General features: G+C 66.9%; 24 protein-coding genes. 8 read left to right on the plus strand and 16 right to left on the minus strand.

Annotated elements, in window-relative coordinates; genetic code table 11:
- Positions 1-85: 85 nt before the first annotated feature.
- The 4 genes from AB0N05_RS00680 to AB0N05_RS00695 all read right to left on the minus strand — a co-directional run bounded on the left by AB0N05_RS00680 (position 86) and on the right by AB0N05_RS00695 (position 4,162).
- Positions 86-1,732 (minus strand): ABC transporter permease, encoded by a 1,647-nt coding sequence (locus AB0N05_RS00680; RefSeq protein WP_364685553.1) that lies wholly within the window; start codon positions 1,730-1,732, stop codon positions 86-88.
- Complete coding sequence (locus AB0N05_RS00685; RefSeq protein WP_364685556.1) at positions 1,729-2,682, minus strand: ABC transporter ATP-binding protein; 954 nt, start codon at positions 2,680-2,682, stop codon at positions 1,729-1,731. Before AB0N05_RS00685 ends, AB0N05_RS00680 begins: the two co-directional genes overlap by 4 nt.
- A 35-nt stretch (positions 2,683-2,717) precedes the next feature.
- Positions 2,718-3,350 carry a TetR family transcriptional regulator gene (locus AB0N05_RS00690; protein ID WP_364685559.1) on the minus strand — a complete coding sequence of 211 codons (633 nt, stop codon included), beginning with the start codon at positions 3,348-3,350 and terminating at the stop codon, positions 2,718-2,720.
- A gap of 164 nt (positions 3,351-3,514) precedes the next feature.
- On the minus strand, positions 3,515-4,162 hold the full coding sequence (locus tag AB0N05_RS00695; RefSeq protein WP_364685562.1) for an O-methyltransferase: 648 nt from the start codon (positions 4,160-4,162) through the stop codon (positions 3,515-3,517).
- A 341-nt stretch (positions 4,163-4,503) separates the two neighbouring features.
- Here AB0N05_RS00695 and sigE point away from each other — a divergent pair, with 341 nt between their 5' ends.
- The 5 genes from sigE to AB0N05_RS00720 all read left to right on the plus strand — a co-directional run bounded on the left by sigE (position 4,504) and on the right by AB0N05_RS00720 (position 8,545).
- Entirely contained in the window at positions 4,504-5,127 is a 624-nt protein-coding gene (gene sigE / locus AB0N05_RS00700) for an RNA polymerase sigma factor SigE (protein ID WP_364687401.1), read from the plus strand.
- A gap of 74 nt (positions 5,128-5,201) precedes the next feature.
- Positions 5,202-5,615, plus strand: a complete 414-nt coding sequence (locus AB0N05_RS00705; protein ID WP_364685565.1) for a hypothetical protein — start codon at positions 5,202-5,204, stop codon at positions 5,613-5,615.
- Between the two features lie 70 nt (positions 5,616-5,685).
- Positions 5,686-7,206 (plus strand): trypsin-like peptidase domain-containing protein, encoded by a 1,521-nt coding sequence (locus AB0N05_RS00710; RefSeq protein ID WP_364687403.1) that lies wholly within the window; start codon positions 5,686-5,688, stop codon positions 7,204-7,206.
- Between the two features lie 17 nt (positions 7,207-7,223).
- Positions 7,224-7,649 carry a Sec-independent protein translocase protein TatB gene (gene tatB / locus AB0N05_RS00715; RefSeq protein ID WP_364685568.1) on the plus strand — a complete coding sequence of 142 codons (426 nt, stop codon included), beginning with the start codon at positions 7,224-7,226 and terminating at the stop codon, positions 7,647-7,649.
- A gap of 59 nt (positions 7,650-7,708) precedes the next feature.
- Positions 7,709-8,545, plus strand: a complete 837-nt coding sequence (locus AB0N05_RS00720; RefSeq protein ID WP_364685571.1) for a hypothetical protein — start codon at positions 7,709-7,711, stop codon at positions 8,543-8,545.
- Positions 8,546-8,620: 75 nt separating this feature from the next.
- Here AB0N05_RS00720 and AB0N05_RS00725 read toward each other — a convergent pair whose 3' ends face one another.
- The 3 genes from AB0N05_RS00725 to AB0N05_RS00735 form a co-directional block, all read right to left on the minus strand.
- Positions 8,621-9,547, minus strand: coding sequence for a glucosyl-3-phosphoglycerate synthase (locus AB0N05_RS00725; protein ID WP_364685574.1), 927 nt, complete (start codon positions 9,545-9,547; stop codon positions 8,621-8,623).
- Positions 9,544-10,416, minus strand: a complete 873-nt coding sequence (folP, locus tag AB0N05_RS00730; protein ID WP_364685577.1) for a dihydropteroate synthase — start codon at positions 10,414-10,416, stop codon at positions 9,544-9,546. Before folP ends, AB0N05_RS00725 begins: the two co-directional genes overlap by 4 nt.
- 266 nt (positions 10,417-10,682) lie before the next feature.
- Positions 10,683-11,405: an SDR family oxidoreductase gene (locus AB0N05_RS00735; RefSeq protein WP_364685580.1), complete on the minus strand. Its 723-nt coding sequence runs from the start codon at positions 11,403-11,405 to the stop codon at positions 10,683-10,685.
- Between the two features lie 103 nt (positions 11,406-11,508).
- Here AB0N05_RS00735 and AB0N05_RS00740 point away from each other — a divergent pair, with 103 nt between their 5' ends.
- Complete coding sequence (locus AB0N05_RS00740) at positions 11,509-12,339, plus strand: helix-turn-helix transcriptional regulator (protein ID WP_364685583.1); 831 nt, start codon at positions 11,509-11,511, stop codon at positions 12,337-12,339.
- A gap of 362 nt (positions 12,340-12,701) precedes the next feature.
- Here the strand turns inward: AB0N05_RS00740 and AB0N05_RS00745 are convergent, their stop codons facing one another.
- The 6 genes from AB0N05_RS00745 to dapE all read right to left on the minus strand — a co-directional run bounded on the left by AB0N05_RS00745 (position 12,702) and on the right by dapE (position 18,521).
- Positions 12,702-13,733, minus strand: a complete 1,032-nt coding sequence (locus AB0N05_RS00745) for a winged helix-turn-helix domain-containing protein (RefSeq protein ID WP_364685586.1) — start codon at positions 13,731-13,733, stop codon at positions 12,702-12,704.
- 49 nt (positions 13,734-13,782) lie between these two features.
- The gene (locus AB0N05_RS00750; protein WP_364685588.1) at positions 13,783-13,992 is read right to left on the minus strand and encodes a hypothetical protein; all 210 of its coding nucleotides are present in this window, start codon (positions 13,990-13,992) and stop codon (positions 13,783-13,785) included.
- Between the two features lie 109 nt (positions 13,993-14,101).
- Positions 14,102-15,871, minus strand: a complete 1,770-nt coding sequence (locus tag AB0N05_RS00755; protein WP_364685591.1) for a long-chain-acyl-CoA synthetase — start codon at positions 15,869-15,871, stop codon at positions 14,102-14,104.
- A gap of 182 nt (positions 15,872-16,053) precedes the next feature.
- Positions 16,054-16,602, minus strand: coding sequence for a TIGR00730 family Rossman fold protein (locus AB0N05_RS00760; protein WP_364685594.1), 549 nt, complete (start codon positions 16,600-16,602; stop codon positions 16,054-16,056).
- Entirely contained in the window at positions 16,599-17,399 is an 801-nt protein-coding gene (locus tag AB0N05_RS00765) for a TIGR00730 family Rossman fold protein (protein ID WP_364685597.1), read from the minus strand. Before AB0N05_RS00765 ends, AB0N05_RS00760 begins: the two co-directional genes overlap by 4 nt.
- Before the next feature lie 18 nt (positions 17,400-17,417).
- The gene (gene dapE, locus AB0N05_RS00770) at positions 17,418-18,521 is read right to left on the minus strand and encodes a succinyl-diaminopimelate desuccinylase (protein ID WP_364685600.1); all 1,104 of its coding nucleotides are present in this window, start codon (positions 18,519-18,521) and stop codon (positions 17,418-17,420) included.
- A gap of 108 nt (positions 18,522-18,629) precedes the next feature.
- Here dapE and dapD point away from each other — a divergent pair, with 108 nt between their 5' ends.
- On the plus strand, positions 18,630-19,586 hold the full coding sequence (dapD, locus tag AB0N05_RS00775) for a 2,3,4,5-tetrahydropyridine-2,6-dicarboxylate N-succinyltransferase (RefSeq protein ID WP_364685603.1): 957 nt from the start codon (positions 18,630-18,632) through the stop codon (positions 19,584-19,586).
- Positions 19,587-19,654: 68 nt separating this feature from the next.
- Here the strand turns inward: dapD and AB0N05_RS00780 are convergent, their stop codons facing one another.
- On the minus strand, positions 19,655-20,023 hold the full coding sequence (locus AB0N05_RS00780) for a PPOX class F420-dependent oxidoreductase (RefSeq protein WP_364685606.1): 369 nt from the start codon (positions 20,021-20,023) through the stop codon (positions 19,655-19,657).
- A 77-nt stretch (positions 20,024-20,100) separates the two neighbouring features.
- Positions 20,101-21,528 carry an acyl-CoA synthetase gene (locus AB0N05_RS00785; RefSeq protein ID WP_364685609.1) on the minus strand — a complete coding sequence of 476 codons (1,428 nt, stop codon included), beginning with the start codon at positions 21,526-21,528 and terminating at the stop codon, positions 20,101-20,103.
- 116 nt (positions 21,529-21,644) lie between these two features.
- On the opposite strand from AB0N05_RS00785, the gene AB0N05_RS00790 reads away from it, so the two are divergent.
- A complete protein-coding gene (locus AB0N05_RS00790) occupies positions 21,645-22,496 on the plus strand; it encodes an oxygenase MpaB family protein (RefSeq protein ID WP_364685612.1) in 852 nt (283 codons plus the stop codon).
- Positions 22,497-22,499: 3 nt separating this feature from the next.
- Here AB0N05_RS00790 and AB0N05_RS00795 read toward each other — a convergent pair whose 3' ends face one another.
- Positions 22,500-23,132 (minus strand): TetR/AcrR family transcriptional regulator, encoded by a 633-nt coding sequence (locus AB0N05_RS00795; protein ID WP_364685616.1) that lies wholly within the window; start codon positions 23,130-23,132, stop codon positions 22,500-22,502.
- Positions 23,133-23,194 lie beyond the last annotated feature (62 nt).

Here is a 23,194-nt window from a genome sequence, read left to right on the forward strand (position 1 = left end):
AGCGCTGCCCCGCATCTCCACGGCAAACGGCGGCACCGGGTGATCCCGATGCCGCCGTAATAGTCTTTTCAGATTCGAAGCGCTATCAGCGCAGGTCACGCCGCCGGAACGCGAAGAGCCCCACGGCAATCAAGGCCGCGTCGACGATCAAGAGGATGAGCACCGGGGTGAGGGTGAAGTCCGCGCCCGGCACCTTCGGGGCGTGCTCGAACGGTTCGAGATCGCGGAACCATTGCGGGGCACCCGAAATCGCGCCGAGCAGGAATACCGCGATGGCGGCGGTCAGCACGCCCCAGGCCACCGGGGTCCAGCGCGGGAGCAGGCCGAACAGCAGCACGGTCACACCGGTGAACATCCACACGGCGGGCAACTGAATCAAGGCCGCCGCCAGCACATCTCCGAGTTTGCCGCCGATATCCCCGGCCGACTTCCCGTAGACCAGGCCGCCGACGAAACCGGAAACCAGCAGCGCCACCGCGGGTCCACCCAGCGCGAACACCAGATGTGAAGCGACCCAGCGGGTTCGCGATTCCGCACCGGTGAGCACGGTCTCGGTGTGCTGGCTGCTCTCCTCCGAGTGCAGGCGCAGCGCCGCCGACACCGAGTAGGCGGCGGCCGCCACCGCGATCATGGTGAAGGCGTAGCTGATCATCGAATTCTCCAGCGACGCCGATCCGCCCATGCGGGTGATGAGGTCGCGAATGGCCTGGCTGGTGCCCAATTCGTCACCGATCCCGTGGATCACGCTGCCGATGAGCAGCCCGTACAGGCCGAGCCCGACGGTCCAGGCCAGCAGCGTGCCGCGCTGCAAGCGCCAGGCGAGTCCGAATGGACCGTTCAAACCGGGTCCGGCGGTGGCCACGCCGGGCCGTTCGGCCAGCAGTCCCGCACCCACATCGCGGTGCCGCAGCAGCGAATACGCAAGCACGGTCAACACGAGGATGGTGATACCGGGCAGCAGCAAGACCGCGAAATGATCTCCCGCATACGGGCGGACCTGCAATGACCAGCCCTGCGGCGCCATCCAGCTGAGCGGACTGCTCGGCCCGTCTCCGGCGCGGGCATCACCGATGGCGCGCAGTGTGAAGGTGAGACCCAGCACCGCGAAGGCGATGCCGCGCGCCAGCCGCGCGCTGGTGGACAGCTGCGCCGCCACCGCGGCCACCGAGGCGAACACCGCACCCGAGGCCGCCAGGGCCAGCCCGAAGGCCAGCGATCCGGTCCGCGGCACATCGGTCTTGGACAGGCTCGCGAAGGCGAACAGCCCGGCCAGCAGGGACCCCCCGTAGGCGAGGATGAGCGCCGCGGTCAGTCCGGCGAAGCGCCCGACCCGGGTGGCGGCCACGAGTTCCCCACGCCCCGTTTCCTCTTCGGCGCGAGTGTGCCGGATGACAGTGAGAATGGTGGCGATGGCGATGAGCGTGTAGAACATCCCCGCCTTCCAGATGCCCGCCGCGCCGAGGCTGGTGTTGTACACCGGCCCGTACATGGCGAGCTGGGCGGGACTGGCGAGGATGGACGCGACGAGACTCGCGCGATCCGCCGCCTCCGGGTACACCTTGTCGACGCTGTCGATGTACACGCTGCCGATCGGCACTGACAGCAGCAGCACCCACAGCGGCAGCACGATCCGGTCGCGGCGCAGATACAAACGCAGCAACCGTCCGGTGCCCGTGAAATCCGTTGAACTCAAGGGTGATTCGAGCGCTCGCGGCGCGGCGATGGCGGTCATTTCGCCACCTTCTCCCGTTCCTCGCCGACCCGGCCGGACCGCGCCGCATCATCGCCATTGAGCGAATAGTGGCGCAGGAATAGCTCTTCCAGTGTCGGTGGCTGGCTGACCAGGCTGCGCACCCCGGCATCGCCGAGTACGCGAATGAGTTCGCCGAGGTGTTCGGCGTCGACCTGGCAGTGCAGGGTGTGATCCTCGACGCTGAGGTCGGAGATGCCCGCGATCCGGCCGAGATCGCCTGGGCTGCCGGTCAATTCGGCGGTGATGGAAGTGTGGCTGAGGTGTCGCATCTCGGCGAGCGTCCCGGTTTCCACGGTGCGCCCCGCCCGGATGATGGTGACCCGCTCGCACAGCTTCTCCACCTCGGAGAGGATGTGGCTGGACAGCAGCACGGTGCAGCCGCGCTGCTTCGCCTCGGCCACGCATTCGTTGAATGCCTGCTCCATCAAGGGATCCAGGCCGGAGGTGGGCTCGTCCAGCAGCAGCAGTCGCGCATTCGACGAAAACGCCGACACCAGTGCGACTTTCTGCCGGTTGCCCTTGGAGTAGGCGCGGGCCTTCTTCTTCGGATCGAGTTCGAATCGCTCGATCAGATCGGTGCGCCGCTGCTGATCCAGCCCGCCGCGCATGCGCGCCAGCAAATCGATGGTCTCACCGCCGGACAGCGACGGCCACAGCGTGACATCGCCTGGGACATAGGCGATATCGCGATGCAGGGCGACCGCATCGGTCCACGGGTCTCTCCCGAGCACCACGGCCTCGCCGGAGGTGCGGGACAGAATGCCGAGCAGGATGCGAATGGTGGTGGACTTTCCCGCGCCATTGGGCCCCAGGAACCCGTGCACCTCGCCTTCGGCGACCTCGAGGTCGAGGCCGTCGAGCGCGTGCACCTGCCCGAAGTGCTTGTGCAGATCCCGGACTTCGATAGCCGGGTTGGCCGGAGCGTTCATCGAATCTCCTTGTAGGAAAACGACGTTGATGTTGATTACTCGGGTGGATCGGTGAGTGCGTCCAGCATCATCGAGTCGGTGAGCATGCCGTGCGTGTAGATCTCCAGCGCGGGCAGCGTCATGCTGTCGGCGTAGGCACGCAGCGCCTTGCGGTAGTCCACGGGCCCGTCCTGCGCGGCCGCGTAGAGCTGCAGGAACATCACCATGCCGCCGCCATTGGTGGTGGCGACATAGCGCGCCATGGCTTTCAGATCCTTGGGCGCGCGGATGGTGCCATTGGCGATGCCCGCCGTGAGGTACTGCTCGACGTCCTCGACCATATGGTCGAAGAAGGTGACGAGCAGGCTGCCGCCGCTCTGGAAGCTGCGCAGCAGGTAGGCCATCAGGGGCGCGAAGTCCTCGATCTCCGCCAGCTGCTGCATCAGCCCGTTGGGCGATGGATGCTCGATGTAGTCCATCTTGGCGACCCGGATCACTTCACGAACGTGGTCATCGCACTCCTGGCGCAGGTTGTCCTTCGACCCGAAATGGTGGATGACGAGCCCGGGTGACACCCCCGCCGCGGCGGCGATGGCCCGGATTCCGACTCCGAAGCCCTGTTCCCCGAAGGCGACGATCGCCGCATCGCGGATCCTCGCCCGGGTCGTCAAGTCATCGGCTGAACGCATGTTCAATATGCTAAACACTCGTTCAGCCGGAAGGCAAGAGCCACGCCCGTGTCATTCATGCGAACTTGTGAAGATCACCATTCGCGCCGCTCATCGACGGTTCGGCGCGGACTTCTGCGCGCGGGAACTCTGCGTCGAGGCACCTATTGCGGCGCGGATAGCCGCTATCCGCGCGAAGCGCAGAGCAGTCCGTCGCCGACCGGAATCAGCACGCTGGTGAGCAAGGGATCCTCGGCGATCGCGCGCGTGGCGGCGCGGACGGCCTGGGTTTGCGGGTCACGCTGGGCCGGGTCCGGGACCCGGCCGCCGAGTAGCGCGTTGTAGAGCAGGATCGCCCCGCCCTCGCGCAGCAGTCGCACGGCCTGCCCCACATACTGCGGGTGCTCGAGCGGTGCGGCATCGATGAATACGAGGTCGTAGGCCCCATCGGCCAAGCGCGGCAACACATCCAGGGCCCGGCCATTGATCAGCCGGGTGCGGGCGGGCGCGATCTCCGCGGACCGGAAGGCCTCGCGCGCCGCGCGCTGATGCTCGGGCTCGGAGTCGATGGTGGTGAGCGTGCCGTCCTCGCGCATGCCGTCGAGCAGCCACAGCCCGCTCACACCGGCCCCGGTGCCCACCTCCACCACCGCACGCGCACCCAGAAGCTGGGCGTACATGCTCAGGAGCGCGCCGACCGACGGTGGTACGGGTGCGGCGCCGAGTTCGAGGGCGCGTTCGCGCGCGGAAACGAGAATCTCGTCTTCGGCGACGGATTCCTCCACGTAGGCGAGGTTGCGCTGCAGGTTCTGTGCCGCGGGAGTCTGGCTCACGATCTAGAGGCTAATGGCGCGAAGGCGGGATCGTGCGGCTGCGACCGGCCGGTGCGTCGAATTTTCTCAGGTGTCCCTCAGCGTGCACATACGACTGCCACATCCCGACCGGCAAAAGTAATGCCTACGCCAGGCCAGCGACCGGCGGCCCGGAGATCGGGAACAACGCGACTCACACAGTCGGTTGTACCCGAAAACCGAAGCCACGGTCCCGAGTAGGAGGTAACCCCATCCACATGGTCGACGCGGCGCGTGAACACGCCACCCTGCACCCGCAGGTCAAGCCGCTTTCGAGTGACACTCTCGATAGCGCATTCGCTGTGTCGAGCGATGGCATAGGTATGCCCGCCGACACGACCCCCGTCATCGAGCCCGAGGACGACGCCGCCCTGTCCGGCACCGCCGCCTTCGACGCCACCGGTGACCGCACCATGATGCCGACCTGGGACGAACTGGTCCGCGAGCACGCCGATCGCGTGTACCGCCTGGCCTACCGCCTCACCGGCGATCCGCAGGACGCCGAGGACCTCACCCAGGAGACCTTCATCCGGGTGTTCCGCTCGCTGTCCAACTATCAGCCCGGCACCTTCGAGGGCTGGTTGCACCGCATCACCACGAACCTGTTCCTGGACATGGTGCGCCGCCGCAATCGGATCCGCATGGAGGCCCTGCCGGAGGATTACGACCGGGTGCCGTCCGAGGGCCCGGGCCCCGAGCAGCTCTACCACGATGCCAATCTGGATCCCGAGCTGCAATCCGCGCTGGATTCGCTGGCCCCGGAATTCCGCGCCGCCGTGGTCCTGTGTGACATCGAAGGCCTGTCCTACGAGGAGATCGGCGCCACGCTGGGCGTCAAACTGGGCACCGTGCGCAGCCGCATCCACCGAGGACGTCAGGCACTGCGCGAGCACCTCGAGCATAATGGGGTGGAGCGGCGCACTACGGCCGCTCAAAAGGTCGGGTGAGAGTGCGGGTTTTCCCGCCCGCTTCTCGGCATTCCCCCGATACAGCTCGAATCGTCCGGAAGGGTGTGCAGCGTATGAGTGGCGAGGACAGATCGCCCCGGCGTCCACCTCGTTTCGCTCCCACCGAGCATCTGGCCAGCGAGGCCATTGCCGCGTATGTGGACGGTGAGTTGCGGATGAACGCGTATCTGCGTGCCGCCCATCATCTTTCCGTGTGCCGCGAATGCGCGGCCGAGGTGGATGCCCAGGAGCAGGCCCGTGTCGCGTTGCAGCAGTCGGCGGATCAGATTTCCGCGCCGCTGCGCCTGCACGACACCCTGAGCCGTATTCCGCTGTCCGAGCTGCCGGGCGCGGGAAACACTCTCTCCGCATCGAACCCGTCCGATCCGCACGGCGATCGCGGCATACTCGCCCGCGGCGCGAGTTCCTTCGGGCTGCGCCAAGATTCGTTCGACAGCAGACGGTGGACCTCGTGGTGGCGCAAGTAGAGTTCATCGCGTGACCACCGAATCGAAGAACACGGGCCCGATTCCGGGTGACGGGCCCGCGGATGGCAACCTGCCGCGATCTGCGCAGGCTTCGGATTCGGCGGCCGATCGGGGGAACCTGAGGCCGTCGGACGCACCCGTACTGGGGCCGCGACCGGTCTATAGGCCGCATGTCGACAAACACACCGCGCGCGCCTTCCGCCGCCCGAGCGGGCAGAACGGCTCCTTCTCGGCCCGTTCCGCCGCCGCCGCCGCGAGCGCCGCAACCAATGGTCTCGAATTGCAGAACCGGCCGCCGGATTCCGTGCTGGCCGAGGCGTTCGGCCGACCGGCCGGTTCCGATGAGCTGCTACAGCGCGATCCGGATGCGCAGGGCGAGAAGGCCACTGCCGCAGGTCCGGCCGATCCGTGGCGGGATCCCGACTCCGCCGCCCGCTTGGGTTCCCCCGCCGTCGCGACGCCGCGCTCGGAGCCGCTGGCCCCGGGGCGCCAGCTCACCGCGCGCGAGGTGCTGTTCGGCGGGAAGATCGCGCCGAAGGCGCTGGGCACGCTGGCGGCCGTCGCCCTGGTGATCGGGCTGGCGGGCGGCTACGTGGGCCGCTTGACCGCGGAATCGACCTCCTCGCTGACTTCCAGCAAGGTCGCCCTGCAATCGACCGGTGACGGGGGCGAGCAGCCGCACAATCAGATCGCCAAGGTGGCCAATGCGGTCATGCCCTCGGTCGTGACCGTGCGCGCCTGGCTCGGCGATACCGGTTCCACCGGTTCGGGTGTGGTGATCGACGGCGCGGGCTACATCGTCACCAATAATCACGTGGTCTCCCTCGCGGCCAATGACAAGACCGGCAAGGCCAAGCTGGATGTCGTCTTCTCCGATGGTTCGAAGGTGCCGACCACCATCGTCGGCCGCGACACCAAATCGGATCTGGCGGTGCTGAAGGTCGATGTGAAGAACCTGAAGGTGATTCAGCTCGGCAGTTCGAACGATGTGCAGGTCGGTGACGATGTCATCGCGCTCGGTTCACCGCTGGGCCTGGAGAAGACCGTCACCTCCGGCATCGTGTCCGCGCTGCACCGGCCGGTGAAGGTCGGCGGCGAGGGCACCGATACCGATGCCACCCTGGACGCGGTGCAGACCGATGCCGCCATCAACCACGGCAACTCCGGTGGCGCGCTGGTGGATATGCAGGGGCGGCTGATCGGCATCAACTCGGCGATCAAGTCCGAGAGCGGCGGCTCGGTGGGTCTGGGCTTCGCGATTCCGATCGATCAGGTCAAGCGGATCTCGCAGGCGCTGATCCGCGACGGCCATGTGAACCATCCCAAGCTGGGCGTGAGCGCCAAGACCAAGATCGTCGCCAATGATGTGATGAGTGGTGCGGCGGTGGCCGATGTGCAGGCCGGGAGCGCGGCCGCCATTGCGGGCATCGTGGAGGGCGACGTGATCGTGAAGGTCGGCGATCGCGATGTGTCGGGTCCGGAGGAACTGACCGTGGCCGTGCAGTCGCACGAGATCGGGCAGACCGTGACGGTCCGGCTGATTCGCGACGGGCGCGAGGTGGATGTGCCCGTGACACTCCAGTCCGACTAGCTGGGTAGCCTGGACCCGTGTTCAGCAATATCAGCTGGGGCGAGATGCTGATTCTGCTCGTCGCCGCACTCGTGATTCTCGGTCCGGAGCGCCTGCCCGGTGCCGTGCGCTGGGCTACCCAGGCGCTGCGGCAGGCGCGCGATTACGCCAGTGGCGCGACCCAGACCCTGAAGCAGGAACTCGGACCGGAATTCGACGAGATCCGCAAGCCCCTGGAACAGCTGAACGAACTTCGCGGTATGAACCCGCGAGCCATGGTGACCAAACATCTTCTGGATGGCGACGATTCGTTCCTGAATCTCAATTTCGACAAGCCGATCAGTTCACCCGGCGGCTCCCCCAATAGTTCCGCGAACAGCGGATACGGCGACTTCACCATGCCGAAACCGCAGAAACCGCTGGAGCGCAACGAACGTCCGCCGGTCGATCCGGACGCCACCTGAGATCACAGCTGTCTAGCCGACTAGACACCTGGAGCTGTCCAGCTATCTAGACTGCGCACATGTCGGCCGACGAGGTGGCCCGGGTATTCGCGATCGAGGACAAGGTCGAACGCCTGAAAGCCGCCACCGAAGGCGTGGCAGCTGCGCAGCAGCAGATCAATGAGCTGACTCGCATCCGCCGCGCCGTCATTCGCGAACTGCACGCCGAGGGCTGGACGTTTGCCAGAATCGGTGCGGCAGCGGGACTTTCCCGGGCCCGCATCCATCAGGTCAGCACCCAGGGGCCGGTACCGGAGGGTCTTTTCTTCGGCCACGGACCGCTCACCATCGTCACCCCGGACGTGCGCAGCGCCACCCGATCCATCGCCTTGGTCGGAGCCCCGGATCCCGCGGCCCCGCAACGCCTGGTCGAGTTGCTACGGGAGCTCGGCTTCACCGCCAATGTCCAGCGGTTCCTGCCCGGCCGCCCGCTCGACCTGGACCGCGAGGGCCTGATCGTGCTCGGCGGACCCGAATTGTCGCCCAGCCTGCGCTATCTCGTCGCCGCCGACCCGCGGCTGCGGCGCACGGTGGCCCGCGCGGGCCGCGTCCGCCGCGGCATCGAGGACCGCGCCGCGCGCCGCGTCTACCGCCCCGGCGGCACCGAGCCCTACGACATCGCCTACCTGGCCCGGCTCCCCCGCCCGGACGGCAAGGGCACCGTGCTGGTCATCGACGGCCTGCACCCGCCCGCCTCGCTCGGCGCAATCCGGCTGCTGGCAACGAGACTCGCCACCCTGCACGAGCGAGCGGCCACCCACCCCTTCTCAGCGGTGGTGGGTGTCCGCTACGACCGCACGAACGGCGAGCCGATCGAGGCCGACCTGCTCACCCCGATCTACCGCCACGACCGCTGAACGGCGGCTCCTGACTGGGAGTTTGGGGGCTTGCCCCCAAGAATCTCCCCCTCGGGGCGTGGGGCCCAGCCCCACTCAGGCAGCAGCCTCCGCGGGGCGCAGGGTGTTCATCGGCGGACGGTCCGCCAGGGAGACCTCGGTGGATTGGGCGATGAATTCGCCACCTACCAGCGGGAATTGAGTGAGCGCCGCACCGGAGTCGGCGACGCCCATGCGGCGCAGGAAGGTGCCGACGATCTGGCGGCTCATGACGCCGAGTTCGGCGAGCGGCCGGTTGCGGTGCTGGCGCACACCGAGATTCACCTGGCCGATGGAGGACAGCCCGAGCATGTCGTGGGTGTCCAGGAGCAGGCCGATCTCGACGCCGTAGCCCGGCGCGAAGGGCACCGCGGTGAGGAGTTCGCGGGTGCCCGCGTATTCACCGCCCAAGGGCTGCAAGACATTCGAGAGCCCGGGGCGCAGCGCCGCGAGCAGCGGCCGGGCAACCAGTTCGGTGACGCGGCCGCCGCCATTGTCGTCGATGGTGTCGCCCTGGCGCAGCGGGCGGCGGTAGTAGGCCTTCACCAGGTGCATGCCGTCCACGGTCAGCAGGGGACCGAGGAGTTTGGGCACGAACATGGGGTCCGGGTCGATGAGATCGGAGTCGACGAAGGCGATCAGGTCGCCCGTGGTCGCGGCGAGCGAGCGCCACAGCACCTCGCCCTTACCGGGGACCGGTTCGAGTTCGGGGACCGCTTGCTCGCGGGTCACCACGCGGGCCCCGGCGGCCTGCGCGCGTTCGATGGTGGCGTCGGTGGAGCCGGAGTCCAGGACGACGAGTTCGTCCACCAGCGTGCCGAGCAGGGGCCGGATACTGGCCACCACGGCGGCGACGGTGTCTTCCTCGTTGAGTGCGGGCAGCACCACGGAGACCGTGCGGTCGCCCTTGACCGCTACCAGTTCTCGGACCGTCCAGTCGGGACGATCCCAGGTGTTCGTCGAAACCCAGTTCTGATGCTTCATGCGAGACCTCGCAAGGTTCGGGCGGGCGGGCGCTGGCCTTGGATGGCGGCAATCATGTCCACCACCCGTCGGGTCGCGGCGACTTCGTGCACACGGAAGACACGCGCACCGGCGGCGGCTGACCAAGCAGTCGCAGCCAATGTGCCCTCCAATCGCTCGGACAGGCCGACACCAAGAGTCTCTCCGATGAAATCCTTATTACTCAGCGCCATCAAGACCGGCCATCCGCTTTTCACAAGAACGTCTATCGCCCGCAACAATTCGAGCCCGTGATAGGTGTTTTTCCCGAAATCATGGGTCGGATCAATCAGAATCGAGTCCTTGGCCACCCCCGCGGCCGCAGCATTTTCGGCCGCGGTCACCACGGTCTCGGTCACCTCGGCCACCACATCCGCGTACCGCACCCGATGCGGCCGGGTCCGCGGAATCGCCCCGCCGGTGTGGCTGCACACAATCCCCACACCCAACTCGGCCGCCACCCCCACCAGTTCCGGATCGGCCCCGGACCAGGTGTCATTGATCAGGTCCGCGCCCTCGGCGACCGCGGCTCGCGCCACTTCAGCCCTCCAGGTGTCGACGCTGATCAGTAGCTCGGGAAACTTCTCCCGAATGGCGGCCACGAACGGCACCACCCGCCGCGCTTCCTCCACGGCATCCACATCCGACCCGGGCCCGGCCTTCACGCCTCCGATATCGACCAGATCCGCGCCCTCGCGCACGGCCCGAGAAACCGCTTCCATGGCGGCCTCATCGGTAAAAGTCGCGCCCTTGTCATAGAAGGAATCCGGCGTCCGGTTCACGATCGCCATCACCAGCGCCCGATCCGTCGCCACCGGCTTCCCGCACAATGTCGGCAACGGCGCACACATGCACCCCAATGTACCGACCCCTGTTCCAGCCTTGCTGGGCAGCCGACCGGAACCGATCCCTGACCGGGGGCCACTACGCGATGCGAATACCGCGCTCGAGCTAGGTCACCGAGTCGACCGCCAGCCAAGGATGCTCGAGCAGCGCGGCCCACGCCAATACGAGCCCTAGCTGGGGCTCTTGTAGGCGTACGCGTTGCGGCTGCTGGTTGTGGTCGGCGAACTTGGCGGGTTATCGAGGTACCCGAACCGTCGGTGGTTGCCGGTTGTCAACGCTGCCGGGCCGGGCGTATGACGATCTCGTTCACGTCGACCTCCGCGGGCTGATCGATGGCATAGGAGACGGCCGCGGCGATGGCATCGGGTGTGATGGCGTGTGCCCGGTAGGTGCGCATCGCTTGTGCTGCACTGGGTTCGGTGATGGAGTCCGCTAATTCGGAGGTGACCACTCCGGGTGAGATCGTCGTGACCCGGATCGAGGGGTCACACTCCTGTCGCAGCCCTTCGGTGATCGCCCAGGCGGCATGTTTGGTGCCGCAGTACACCGCTGCGGTCGGCACCACCTCGTGGGCGCCCACGCTCGCGATCGTGACGAAGTGGCCGGAGCCGTGCGCGGTGAAATACGGTAGGGCCGCGGCGATTCCGTGCAGGAGACCGCGAATGTTCACATCGATCATGCGGTTCCATTCGTCGACCAGCAGCGAGTCCAGCCGCGACAGCGGCATCACCCCGGCATTGTTCACAAGGACATCGACGCGTCCGGTGAGTTGATGCGCGGCCTCGACGAAGGCGGCGACGTCAGCGGGATCGGTGACGTCGAGCCGGACCGGATGCAGGGTGCCGCCGACGCGTTCGGCCAGTGCGTGCAGTCGGTCGGTGCGCCGGGCGCCCGCGACGACGTGATGTCCCGCACCGGCCAGCCGGGCGGCGACCGCCTCGCCGATTCCGCTGCTGGCACCGGTGACCAGCACTGTCTTCTGTTTCGTAGCCATGTCGACCACGATGTCCGGGACGAGCGCCTGGCGGCAGGACGCCGTTCTCGTGGGAGCAGCGCACCCAGGATGACCGGGCCGGGCGCGACCTACCATGGCCGATATGGCACCGACCCAACTCGGCGAATACCTGCGGGCTCGCCGCGCGCAACTACGGCCCGAGCAGGTGAACCTCCCATCCGTGGGACCGCGTCGGGTTCCGGGTCTGCGGCGCGAGGAGGTGGCGCTGTTGGTCGGGGTCAGCGTCGACTACTACATCCGGCTCGAGCAGGGCCGTGAGCGTGGACCGTCGGCGCAGGTCGTCGATTCCCTGTCCACCGCGTTGCGGCTCGACGCCGACGGCCGCCAGCATCTATTCCGGCTGGCCGGGCTCACCCCGCGCGCCCGCACCACCGCGACACCCGACCGCGTCGATCCGAGCCTGCTGCAGCTCATGGATGCCTGGCCCGACAACCCCGCCGTCGTCTACAACCGGGCCTACGACGTCCTCGCCTCCAACACGATCGCCGACGCGCTGTTCCACGACTGGACCCACTCGCGCAACCTCATGCACATCGTCTTCACCGACCCCGCTGCCCGAGAGTTCTACGCGGACTGGCACGACGTCGCCCGTAATTCGGTGTCCGGGTTCCGGTTCGGCCACGGCCAAGCTCCTGACGACCCGCGAATCCAGCAGGTGCTCAGCGAACTACTCGACCGCAGTCCCGAATTCGCACGCCTGTGGACCACTCACGACGCTCGAGGAAAGACCCTGGAAAGCAAGCGCTTCCACCACCACGACCTCGGCCCACTCACGCTGACGATGCAAACCTTCGACGTCCGATCCAGCCCCGGCCAAGCACTCGTCGTCTACCACGCCGACCCCGCCACCCCCAGCCGCCAGGCCCTCACCCTGCTCGGCACCCTCACCGCCACCGCTCGCCAAGACTCCTGACGAACACCCCTGCCCGGCAGCCCGCAGCATGAACGCCCAACAGCTGCTGACAACCTCACACAGTCGGCAACCGAATGTTCTGCGCCGCAGTTGATCTCGCGCGTACAGAACGCCCTCGCAGCGGCATGACAGGATGTCGCGTCCGGAAGGCACAGCAACGATCGCGTCCGGCCTGAACATGCACTTAGACCCATGAACAGTCAGAAAGCTGACCGGCAACAGAGGTTAGTGCATGAATAGGCCGGTAATCCGGACCTCGGCATTACAGGACGTGGGCACGGCCGGTTCGTGGGAGTTCAGCCGTCAACCTCACCGCCCCTCCTGGGGCAGCCGACCGGAACCGATCCCTGGCCGGGGGTCTATTACGCGACGCGAATACCGCGCTCGAGATTGCCGTCGAGTAGGGCCGCGCCGAGGGGCGTCACCTCGTGCCGCATGGTGTTTCGGTACCTGCGGCTCTCGATGAGCCCGGCCGCGCGCAGGATCGATGCGTGCTCGCTCGCCGTCGCGGGTGAGATCTCCAATTGCCGTGCGAGTTCGGTGGTGGAGCAGCCTTCCGCGATTTCTTGGAGGGCGGCGGCGCGGGTCCGGCCGAGCAGCCCGATCAGTGCCTCGTTGATCGGGCGGGGACCCCATGCCGCTGCGAAATCGCCGATGCGGTGCACTACCGGGACGATCAGCGTGTGCGGCGCGTCGGTATCGACGGTGGACATGAGCAGGACCGGTTCGGGGCAGGCGAACAGGGAGGGCACGATGACGAGGCCGCGTCCATCGAGGTACTCGTCGTGGCGGTGGGCGTTCGTGGAGATCTCGAGGACCGGTGCGTGCCAGCGCACGAACGGCCGCAGAGCGGCCAGCATTCGTTCGACGCCCTCGGTGGCCAGGGTGCGGGCCAGCTGTTCGGCGGCGCTGTCGAGATAGGACTGGATATGTGCCCATCGGCCGGCGAACGCCACCGAGTGGAATGCCTCGGCGGCGGCCGCGAAATCGCGTCGCGCGCTGCCGTCCCGATCGGACAGCTCCGATGTCCACGTGGGTAGTGGCTGGACACCGTTCTCCGCGCGGTATCGGATCAGGCATTCCACCTCATTGCGGATCTCGTCGCGCGATGCCAGATGCAATGCCTCGATCCCCGCGGCCATCGACCGCGGCTGTGCGTTGCGGGTGGGCGTGATCAGGTCGAGGAAGTGGCCGCCGATCGGAGGAACGATATCGGCGAGGACACCGAAATTCTCCGGGATCGCGCCGAGAACCTGCCTGCGCCAACCGTCGAAGACGACCGCGTCGCGGCGCTGCACGATGCGGGAGGCGAGAATGGTCTCGCCGATCGCGCCGAGCGGCGGCCCGATTCGAATACGCATCAAATCGTCGGGCGTGCAGTGGATCCGCTTCATTCCCCGCCCCGCATCGTCGTTCCTCGGTTCGGAACCACGCTACCTCCGGTCACCGCGGACCTCGCCATGTCGCGGCGATGAGAGAGTCCAGCAAATCGTTCGCGCTCGGCGACCGCGGCACCACCGATGACTCCCGCGCACCCTTCCGACGACCCTGCAACCACAAGAGCCGCAGACGTTTCCACGCCGATATCACATCGTCGGCGAGGTGCGCGACCACCATATCGCCGTCTACCCGCGCCGCTACATCCTTCATCATGTCCAAGCTCCTAAACGTTGCTGTTCAGGAGCTTATGAACGAGTAGTCGACTCACGCACCATGTTTCGGCGGGGACCGAAACACGGTGCCTGTCGGCCGCGGCGACGGTTCAGTTACGCGGAGCCTTGGCGGCGGCCACGTCGTCGGCGTAGTCCGGGTACGCGGGGATGTAGCCGTCGGACTTGCCCGCGAGGACGTAGAGGGTGGAATCGGAGTCTTCGGTGAAGCCCTGGTTGCGGAGTTCGACCTTGCGGCTCTTGAAGGTGGAGGTCTGTTCGAGTTCCGGGACCACGCGAATGAACAGCGGGACGGCGTAGGTCGGGAGGCGGTCGTAGAGGGTCTTAGCGGCGATCTTGCCGTCGAAAACGGCGTTCTCCGCGAGGGTTACGGCTGCCATGCCCGCCTTGCCGTCGGTGCCGGGGATGTCGACGCCGTAGACAACGGCCTGGGTGACCGAGTCGATGCCGTCGAAGGCGCCCTCGACCTGGGTGGTGGCCACATTCTCGCCCTTCCAGCGGAAGGTGTCGCCGAGGCGGTCGACGAAGGCGATGTGGCCCCAGCGCTGGTCGCGGACCAGGTCGCCGGTGTCGAACCAGCAGTCGCCGGGCTTGAAGCCGTCGCGGACGAGCTTGGATTCGGTGGCCGACTTGTCGGTGTAGCCGTCGAAGGGGGAGCTGGTGGTCACCTTGGCGAGCAGGAGGCCGACGCCGCCGGAGCGGACGCGGCGCAGCTTGCCGTCGGGGGCGCGCCGGGCCTTGCCGGTGGCTTCGTCGTATTCGACGATGGCGAAGGGCAACGGGGTGAACCCGGCGGTCTTGTCGACGGTGAAGGCATTGATGAAGGCGACGTTTCCCTCACTCGCGCCGTAGAACTCGACGATCCGCTTGATGCCGAATCGCTGCTGGAAGTTGTCCCACACCTCCGGGCGCATGCCATTGCCGACGGCGAGCCGGACCTTGTGCAGCTGGTCGGTCCGTTTGGCGGGCTGGTTGAGCAGATAGCGGCAGAGTTCGCCGATGTAGACGAAGGCGGTGGCCTGGTTGGCGATGGCCTCCTCCCAGAAGCGGGAGGCCGAGAACTTGCGCCCCAGTGCGAGAGTCGCGCCGCCGGCGATCACCGAGGACAGCGCCACCGTGAGCGCGTTGTTGTGATAGAGCGGCAGGCAGCAGTACAGGGTGTCGCGGTTGTCGAGCCGGACACCGAGACCTCCGATTCCGGCCATGGATTTGGTCCAGCGTAGATGCGTCATGACGCTGGCCTTGGGCAGGCCGGTGGTGCCGGAGGTAAAGATCAGGTAGGCGCGTTCCTTGGCCGTGATCTGTTCGCACACAGCGGGATTGCTCGAATCGGCGGTGCGGGCGGCGGTTTCCAGCTCTTGGCCCCAGAGCACGCCAGTCAGCGACTCGGAGAGGGTGTCGAGGGCGTCCGCGCACTCCTCGCCGATCACGTTCACGACCGAGTTCAGGAGTCCGAAACTGTGCTGCAGCACGGTGTCTCGCTGATTGTGGTTGAGCAGTCCGGCGGTCGCGCCGAGCTTCACCACGGCGAGCACGGCGAGTAGCGCCTCGGGCCGGTTGGTCATCAGAATGCCGACCACGTCGCCGCGCTTGACGCCGCGGTCGGTGAGCACGCTCGCGTACCGGTTGACCTCGGCATTGGCCTCGCCCCAGCTGTACACGCGCCCTTCGAATTTCAGGAAGGGCCGGTCCGGATGCCGATCAGCGGTGCGCTGGAAGAACAGTCCGATGGAGGCCCGATTCCCGGGTTTCACCAGCATGTGCACGGCATTGCGGAGCATGCCGGGCGCTTGCCACGCCATTCCGGGCAGACTGCGGGCCAGGTCCAGCAGGCTCACGGTCGAACGGGCATCCGTATTCACTTCGTTGACTCCTCACCGGGTCGTGCTCACGCGGCGCACGTGGCTGTCTCCCCCATGGGTTAGCCTCGGCGCACCGATTCACACCCTTGCGGATGTACGCCGGGTTGTCGAGTGAAACCAGTTGGTTCCACTTCGTTCGGCGAGAAGCATCGCAACTTCGGCGGATTAGGTCAACCCCGAGGTCAGAAGTCGGGGTTCAGAGCCGCGAACGCGGTCGGCAGATCGTCGGTCACGACCACCCGGTCGAGGGCCTGGCGCCCCACGAAGCCCTTCTCGCGGAGTTCTTCGATCCAGGCGAACATGCCGCGGTAGTGGCCCTCGGGATCGAGCACCACCACCGGCTTGTCATGTACGCCGAGGTATGCGCCGGTCCAGGTTTCGAAGAGTTCCTCGAGGGTGCCGATGCCGCCGGGGAGGGTGAGGAAGGCGTCGGCGCGGTCTTCCATGATCTGTTTGCGCTCGCGCATGGAGTCGGTGACGATCAGTTCATCGGAGTCGACGTCGGCCATTTCGCGGTGGACGAGCTTCTTCGGAATGACGCCGATGGTCTTCGCGCCGCCCGCCCGCGCCGCCGTGGCAACCGCGCCCATCATGGACACGTGGCCACCGCCGGACACCAATTGCCAGCCGCGGCGCGCGATTTCGGCTCCGACGGCGGTCGCCAGATCCAGGGCGGCTTGGTCACCGGCGCTGGCGGAGCAGTAGACGCATACCGAATACGGGTCGCTCACCGCTGATCCCCCGCTGCCGCTTCGGATTCCGCGCGCGCCTCGGCGGCCTGCGTGACGATCGCGATGACGTCGTCCACGCTGTCGGTGACGTGCAACAGATTCAGGTCGCCGGGTCCGATCTTGGCCGAGCCGAGCAGTGAGTCGCGCATCCAATCCACCAGTCCCGACCAGTATTTGGTGCCGAACAGGATGATCGGGAAACGGGTGATCTTGCGGGTCTGAACCAGAGTCACCGCCTCGAAGAGTTCGTCCAGGGTGCCGAATCCGCCTGGCAGACAGACGAATGCCTGCGAGTACTTCACGAACATGGTCTTGCGGGCGAAGAAGTAGCGGAAGTTGATCCCGAGGTCGACCCACTCATTGAGGTGCTGTTCGAACGGCAGCTCGATACCGAGCCCGATCGAATATCCGCCCGCCTCGGACGCGCCGCGGTTGGCGGCCTCCATGGCTCCCGGCCCGCCGCCGGTGATGACGGCGAATCCGGCGCGCGCCAGGGCACCACCGATCGCCATTCCGGCCTGGTATTCCGGATGTTCGACCGGCGTACGCGCCGATCCGAACACGGACACCGCACGCGGGACCTCGGCCAAAGCGCCGAAGCCCTCGACGAATTCGGCTTGGATGCGCAGCACGCGCCAGGGATCGGTGTGCACCCAGTCGGCCGACCCGCCCTCGTCCAGCAGATGCTGATCCGTGGTGCCGATGCCTTCCTTGCGGTCGCGCCGCAGCATTATCGGACCGCGGAAGGTGGGTGTCTTCGGCGAATTCACACGGGGGTTTTCGGCCTCAGCAGACATGCAGCCAACCGTACCGGGTCAGGCTTTGTCGCCCGTGAGGTAGCTGCGCAGCATGGAGGTGACCTGGGTGATCTGCTCCACGGGCAGGTGTTCGTCCCGCTTGTGGGCCAGATTCGGGTCGCCGGGGCCGAAGTTCACGGCCGGGATGCCGCGGGCGGCGAAGCGGGACACATCGGTCCAGCCGTACTTGGCGCGGACGCCGCCGCTGCCGTGCGCGTGCACGATCTCGATGAGGTCCTTGGCGGCGGGCGCGGACAGCCCGGGCAGCGCGGCGGGCGCGCCGTCGGTGCGCTCGAAGCCCAGGTCCAGACCGGCGAAGACCTCGCGCACATGTTCGGTGGCCTGGTCCAGGGTGCGATCGGGGGCGAAGCGGAAGTTCACGTCCACCTCGGCCACATCGGGCACCACATTGCCCGCGACACCGCCGGAGACGCGCACGGCGGACAGGCCCTCGCGGTACACGCAGCCGTCGATCTCGACCTCACGTGCCTCATAGTTGGCCAGCCGCTCCAGAATCGGTGCGAGCCGGTGAATCGCATTGTCGCCCAGCCAGGCTCGCGCGGTATGCGCGCGCACGCCCGAGGTGGTGAGGCGAATGCGCAGCGTGCCCTGGCAACCGGCTTCGATCCAGCCGCCGGAGGGTTCGCCGAGAATGGCGAGGTCGCCCTCGAGCCATTCGGGGAGTTCGCGTTCGATGCGGCCGAGGCCATTGAACTCGGCGGCGATCTCCTCGCAGTCGTAGAAGATGAGCGTGATGTCGTGCACCGGATCGGCGACGGTGGCGGCCAGATGCAGGAAGACCGCGTCGCCGGATTTCATATCGACGGTGCCGCAGCCGAAGAGCAGTTTCTCGCCGTTCGGCCCGACCTCGAAGCGGCTGGGCACATTGTCGGCGATCGGCACGGTGTCGAGGTGCCCGGCGAGAATGACCCGGGTGGGCAGGCCGCGATTGGTGCGCGCCAGCACGGTATTGCCGTGCCGCACGATCTCGAACCCCTCGGTCTGCTCACGCAATGCCTTCACGACAATGTCGGCAATGAGTTTCTCGTCCTTGGACACGCTGGGAATGTCCACGAGAGCGGCAGTCAGGTTGATGGGGTCGGCGCTCAGATCGATGGTCACTCAACCCACCCTAAAGGAGGAACTACCTCCGCTCTCTGCATCCCACCTGCGATGGCACAAATCGACACCGTGATGTGTCACTTTCTACTCCCGGTAACCTCTAGAGCTGTGAGCATTCAGGGAGCATCAGCGGTCGGCATCGCCACCATCACCACCAATGGCACGGTTCTGGACACCTGGTACCCGTACCCCGAGCTGGGGGAATTCGCGGCGACCGGTACCCAGCGCCTGGATGCCTCGGATGCGGAGTACGCCAAGTTCGCCGACCTGGCGGGCGTGGACGAGGCGCGCCGGGTCGAGACGGTCGTGGTGCGCACCACCATCGCCGATCTGGCCGCGGCCCCGATCGACACCCATGATGTGTACCTGCGCCTGCACCTGCTCTCGCACCGACTGGTCCGCCCGCACGGCGCGAACCTGGACGGCCAGTTCGGGCTGCTCGCCAATGTGGCGTGGACCAACCACGGCCCGTGCTCGCTCGAGGAGTTCGAGCTGACCCGGCTGAAGCTGCGCGCCCGCGGCCCGGTCACCGTGTACGGCATCGACAAGTTCCCGCGCATGGTCGACTACGTGACCCCGTCCGGTGTGCGCATTGCCGACGCCGATCGCGTGCGCCTGGGCGCGCACCTGGCCTCGGGCACCACGGTCATGCACGAGGGCTTCGTGAACTTCAATGCCGGAACCCTGGGCAATTCCATGGTGGAGGGCCGCATTTCGGCCGGTGTGCTGGTCGGCGACGGCTCCGATGTGGGCGGCGGCGCATCCATCATGGGCACCCTGTCCGGTGGCGGCAAGCAGGTCATCTCGCTCGGCGAGCGCTGCCTGCTGGGCGCGAACTCGGGCCTGGGCATCTCGCTCGGCGACGACTGCGTGGTGGAGGCGGGGCTGTACGTCACCGCCGGAACCAAGGTGGTCCTCCCGGACGGCGCGGTGATCAAGGCCGCCGAACTGTCCGGCAAGAACAACCTGCTGTTCCGCCGCAATTCGCTCTCGGGTGCGGTGGAAGTGGTGGCGCGCAAGGGCACCGGCATCGAACTGAATGCCGCGCTGCACGCCAACGACTGAGTTATCGCTTCTGACGCTGCGCCCCTTGCGATGGATTCGCGAGGGGCGCTGTGTTATTCGATGCCGCGTTATTCGATGCCGAAGGCGAGGATGCGCTCCGGGGTGATGCGGATGAGTTCGCGGGAGCCCTCGACGTAGGAGTCGACATCCTTCAAGGCCTGTGCGGTGCCGCGGATTTCGAGGCAGCGCACGGTCCACGGGTTGAGTGAGGCGACATCGTCGACGACGAAGGAGACGCGCTCCTCCTTGGCCAGATTCCGGAACTTCTGGCTCGCGCCCATATTGAAGCCGCCGATATCGATGGTGCCCAGGGCCTCGTTGTAGCGGAAGCCGACCGGGTTGTTCTGTGGCGAGCCGTCGGGCCGCACGGTGGCGAGCCGACCCAGGCGCTGGCTGCCGAGATAGTCGAGCTGGGCGGGCGACAGTGTTGCGATCATGCCCGCGACATTAGGACCTCGAGTGCGCTCGAGGTCAAGCCCGCCGGGCTGTCCGCATCAGAAAACGGCTGGGCGCGTCAGGACAGCAGCTTCTTCTGCACCTTGCCCATGGCATTGCGCGGCAGGGAGTCCACCATGCGCACCTCGCGGGGACGCTTATGCGCCGAAAGCTCCCCCGCCACATGGTCGATGAGCTCCTGCGCAATTGCCGCACCGAAGCCATTGCGCGGCACCACGTACGCGATGATGCGCTGCCCCAGATCCTCGTCCGGAACGCCGATCACCGCGGTCTCGGCGACGGCCGGATGCCCGAGCAACGAGGTCTCGATCTCCCCCGCGCCGATCCGGTAGCCACCGGACTTGATGAGATCCACCGACTCCCGCCCGACAATCCGGTGGAAGCCCGCCGCGTCGATGACCGCCACATCGCCGGTCTTGAACCAGCCGTCCTCGGTGAAGTTCTCGGCCGTGGTCTCCGGACGGCCGAGGTAGCCGTCGAAGAGCATGGGCCCGCGAACCTGTAGCCCGCCAACGCTTTCCCCATCGTGGGGCACGGCCTCGCCCGCCTCGTCGCGCAGCCGGGTCTCGACTCCGGCGACCGGCGTGCCGACCCAGCCGGGACGCCGTTCCCCGTCGGGCCGGGTGGACAGGGTGATCATGGTTTCGCTCATGCCGTAGCGCTCGATCGGCGCATGCCCGGTGAGCTCCTGCAGCCGCTCGAACACCGGCACCGGCAGCGGCGCGCTGCCCGAGATCAGAATTCGCGCTTTCGCCAATTCCCTTGCCGCGTCGGGCTCTTCGGTGACCCGGGACCAGACCGTCGGCACGCCGAAGTACATGCTGCCGTGCGCGGCGGCGTAGGCCTGCGGAGTCGGCTTACCGGTGTGGACGAGCGGGCTGCCGACCCGGAGCGGACCGAGCACGCCGAGGATCAGCCCGTGCACATGGAACAGCGGAAGTCCGTGCACCAGAGTGTCTTTCCAGGTCCACTCCCAGGCCTGCGCGAGCGCGTCCAGCCCGGCGGCGATGGCCCGACGGCTCAGCATCACGCCCTTGGGCGCGCCGGTGGTGCCGGAGGTGTAGAGAATGAAAGCCGTTGATGCGGGGGCGGGTTCGCCATAGCGATGCCACGACCGCGCATGCTTGCGCACCGGCACGACCGGCAGTCCGGTCCCCTCCGGCGCTGTGCCCAGCCAGGCCTGCGCACCCGAATCCTTCAGAATGTGCTCGAGTTCCGCGCTTCCCGCATCCGGCGGCACCGGCACCACGGTGACCCCCGCGATGAGGCAGCCCACCACGGCCAGCACGGTGGTCACGGTCGGTTCGGCCAGCACCGCCACCCGCTGCGCCTGCGCGATGCGCTCGGCAACGGAGGTGGCCCCGCCCAGCAGATCGCTGCGCGAGAGCACTTCGCCGTCGATGGTGACGGCATTCGGAATATCGTCCCCGGCGGCCACGGCGGCGGGATTCAGCGAGCTCAGCAAGAGCGGGGATCCGTACGACACGGGCCAAGGCTACTGCCTGCCACGAATGGGCTTCGATCTTGCTGTGATGGTTGACACAGCCCTGAGTGGGTGAGAGCGTTTGTGTACAAACTTCTCACACGAGGATGGGGTCAACGATGACCAAGCCGCTTCGCGCAACGACGCCCGAGGTAGACGAACCGCCGATCGATATTCGGCAGTTCCTGGATGGCGCAGCCGCGTTTCTCGGCGGCACCGCGAACGTGATCATGCAGCTCGCCACTCCCCCGGTCGCCTACGGCGTGGTCGAGAGCACCGTGGACAGCGGCAAGGTCATGCTCCACCCCATCAAGCGGCTGCGCACCACCCTCACCTATCTGGCGGTGGCGCTGATGGGCAATGAGGAAGACGTCGCGACATACCGCGAGGCCGTCAATACCTCGCACCGGAGCGTCCGCTCCCGCGCCGGAAGTCCGGTGAAGTACAACGCCTTCGACCCCAAGCTCCAATTGTGGGTGGCCGCCAGCATCTACTGGGGCCTCAATGACGCCTACGAGCGCATGCACGGCCCGATGAACGAGTCCGACGCCGACGCCATCTACCAGTGGTCCGCCCGATTCGGCACCAGCCTGCAGATGCGCCCGGAGATGTGGCCCGCGGATCGCGCCGCCTTCCAAGCCTATTGGGATGAGAACCTCGCGAAGACGTCGATCGACCCGACGGTGAAGGCCTATTTCGAGGACCTCATCGATCTGAAGATGTTTCCCCGCCCCGTACAGATGGCCTTCGGACCCCTCCAGCGCTTCTTCGTCATAGGCCTACTGCCGCAACATCTTCGCGATGAAATGGGCATGACCTGGACTCCACGCCAGGACAAGCTGCTGGCCCGCATGATGCGCACACTCGGTGCGGTGGAGCGCGTCGCACCCCGGCCGGTGCGCAATTTCCCGCTCAACGCCTATCTGATCGACCTGCGCCTGCGCCGCCGACTGGGCCTGAAACTCGTGTGAGGGTCAGAAGATCCGGAAGCCCGGCACCACATGGTCTTTGGCGAACTGCTCCAGCGCGGCGCTGTCGTCGAGGGGAATGACGGTCTGCGGGGTGAGCGCCAAGGAAAGCGCTGTGCGCGCGATCATTTCGGCGAGCGGTAGCGGATCGTATTCGGGCAGTTTGCCTTCCGATTGCAGGCGGGTGATGAACTCGGCCAGATAGTCGCGGCCGAGTTCGAGCACCGGCGCGCCCTGCACGGTGAGGTAGGGCAGCACGATTTCCGGTTCGGTGTTCATGAGCCGGACGAGCAGCTGGTTGCCGCGCAGGCCCTCACTGAAGGCGACGAACAGGGCGACGATCTGCTCCTCGGCGCTGGCATCGCGCTCGATCGGCTCGCGCAGGGCGGCATCCACATCGGTCACGAACTGGCGAGCCTGACGCAGGCCCACCGCGGCAATGAGATCGTTCTTGCCCGCGAAGCGCCGGTACAGCGTGGCGAGGGAGAGCCCACCGCGCCGGGCGACCTCGACCATGCTGGTGCGCTTGATGCCGAAGTCGAGGAAGGCCATCAGCGCCGCGTCCAGGACCTTGGTCTGCCCCTTGTCCTCGGGGGCGGATCCGCGCACGAGCGGCAGGAGTTTGGCCAGCTTGGCCATGGTCCAGGCCCCTTCCGATGGCGGAGATACGATGAGGCACCAATCATCGCACATTGACACCG

Source organism: Nocardia sp. NPDC051030 (assembly GCF_040683015.1).
In the GTDB taxonomy this organism is placed as follows: domain Bacteria; phylum Actinomycetota; class Actinomycetes; order Mycobacteriales; family Mycobacteriaceae; genus Nocardia.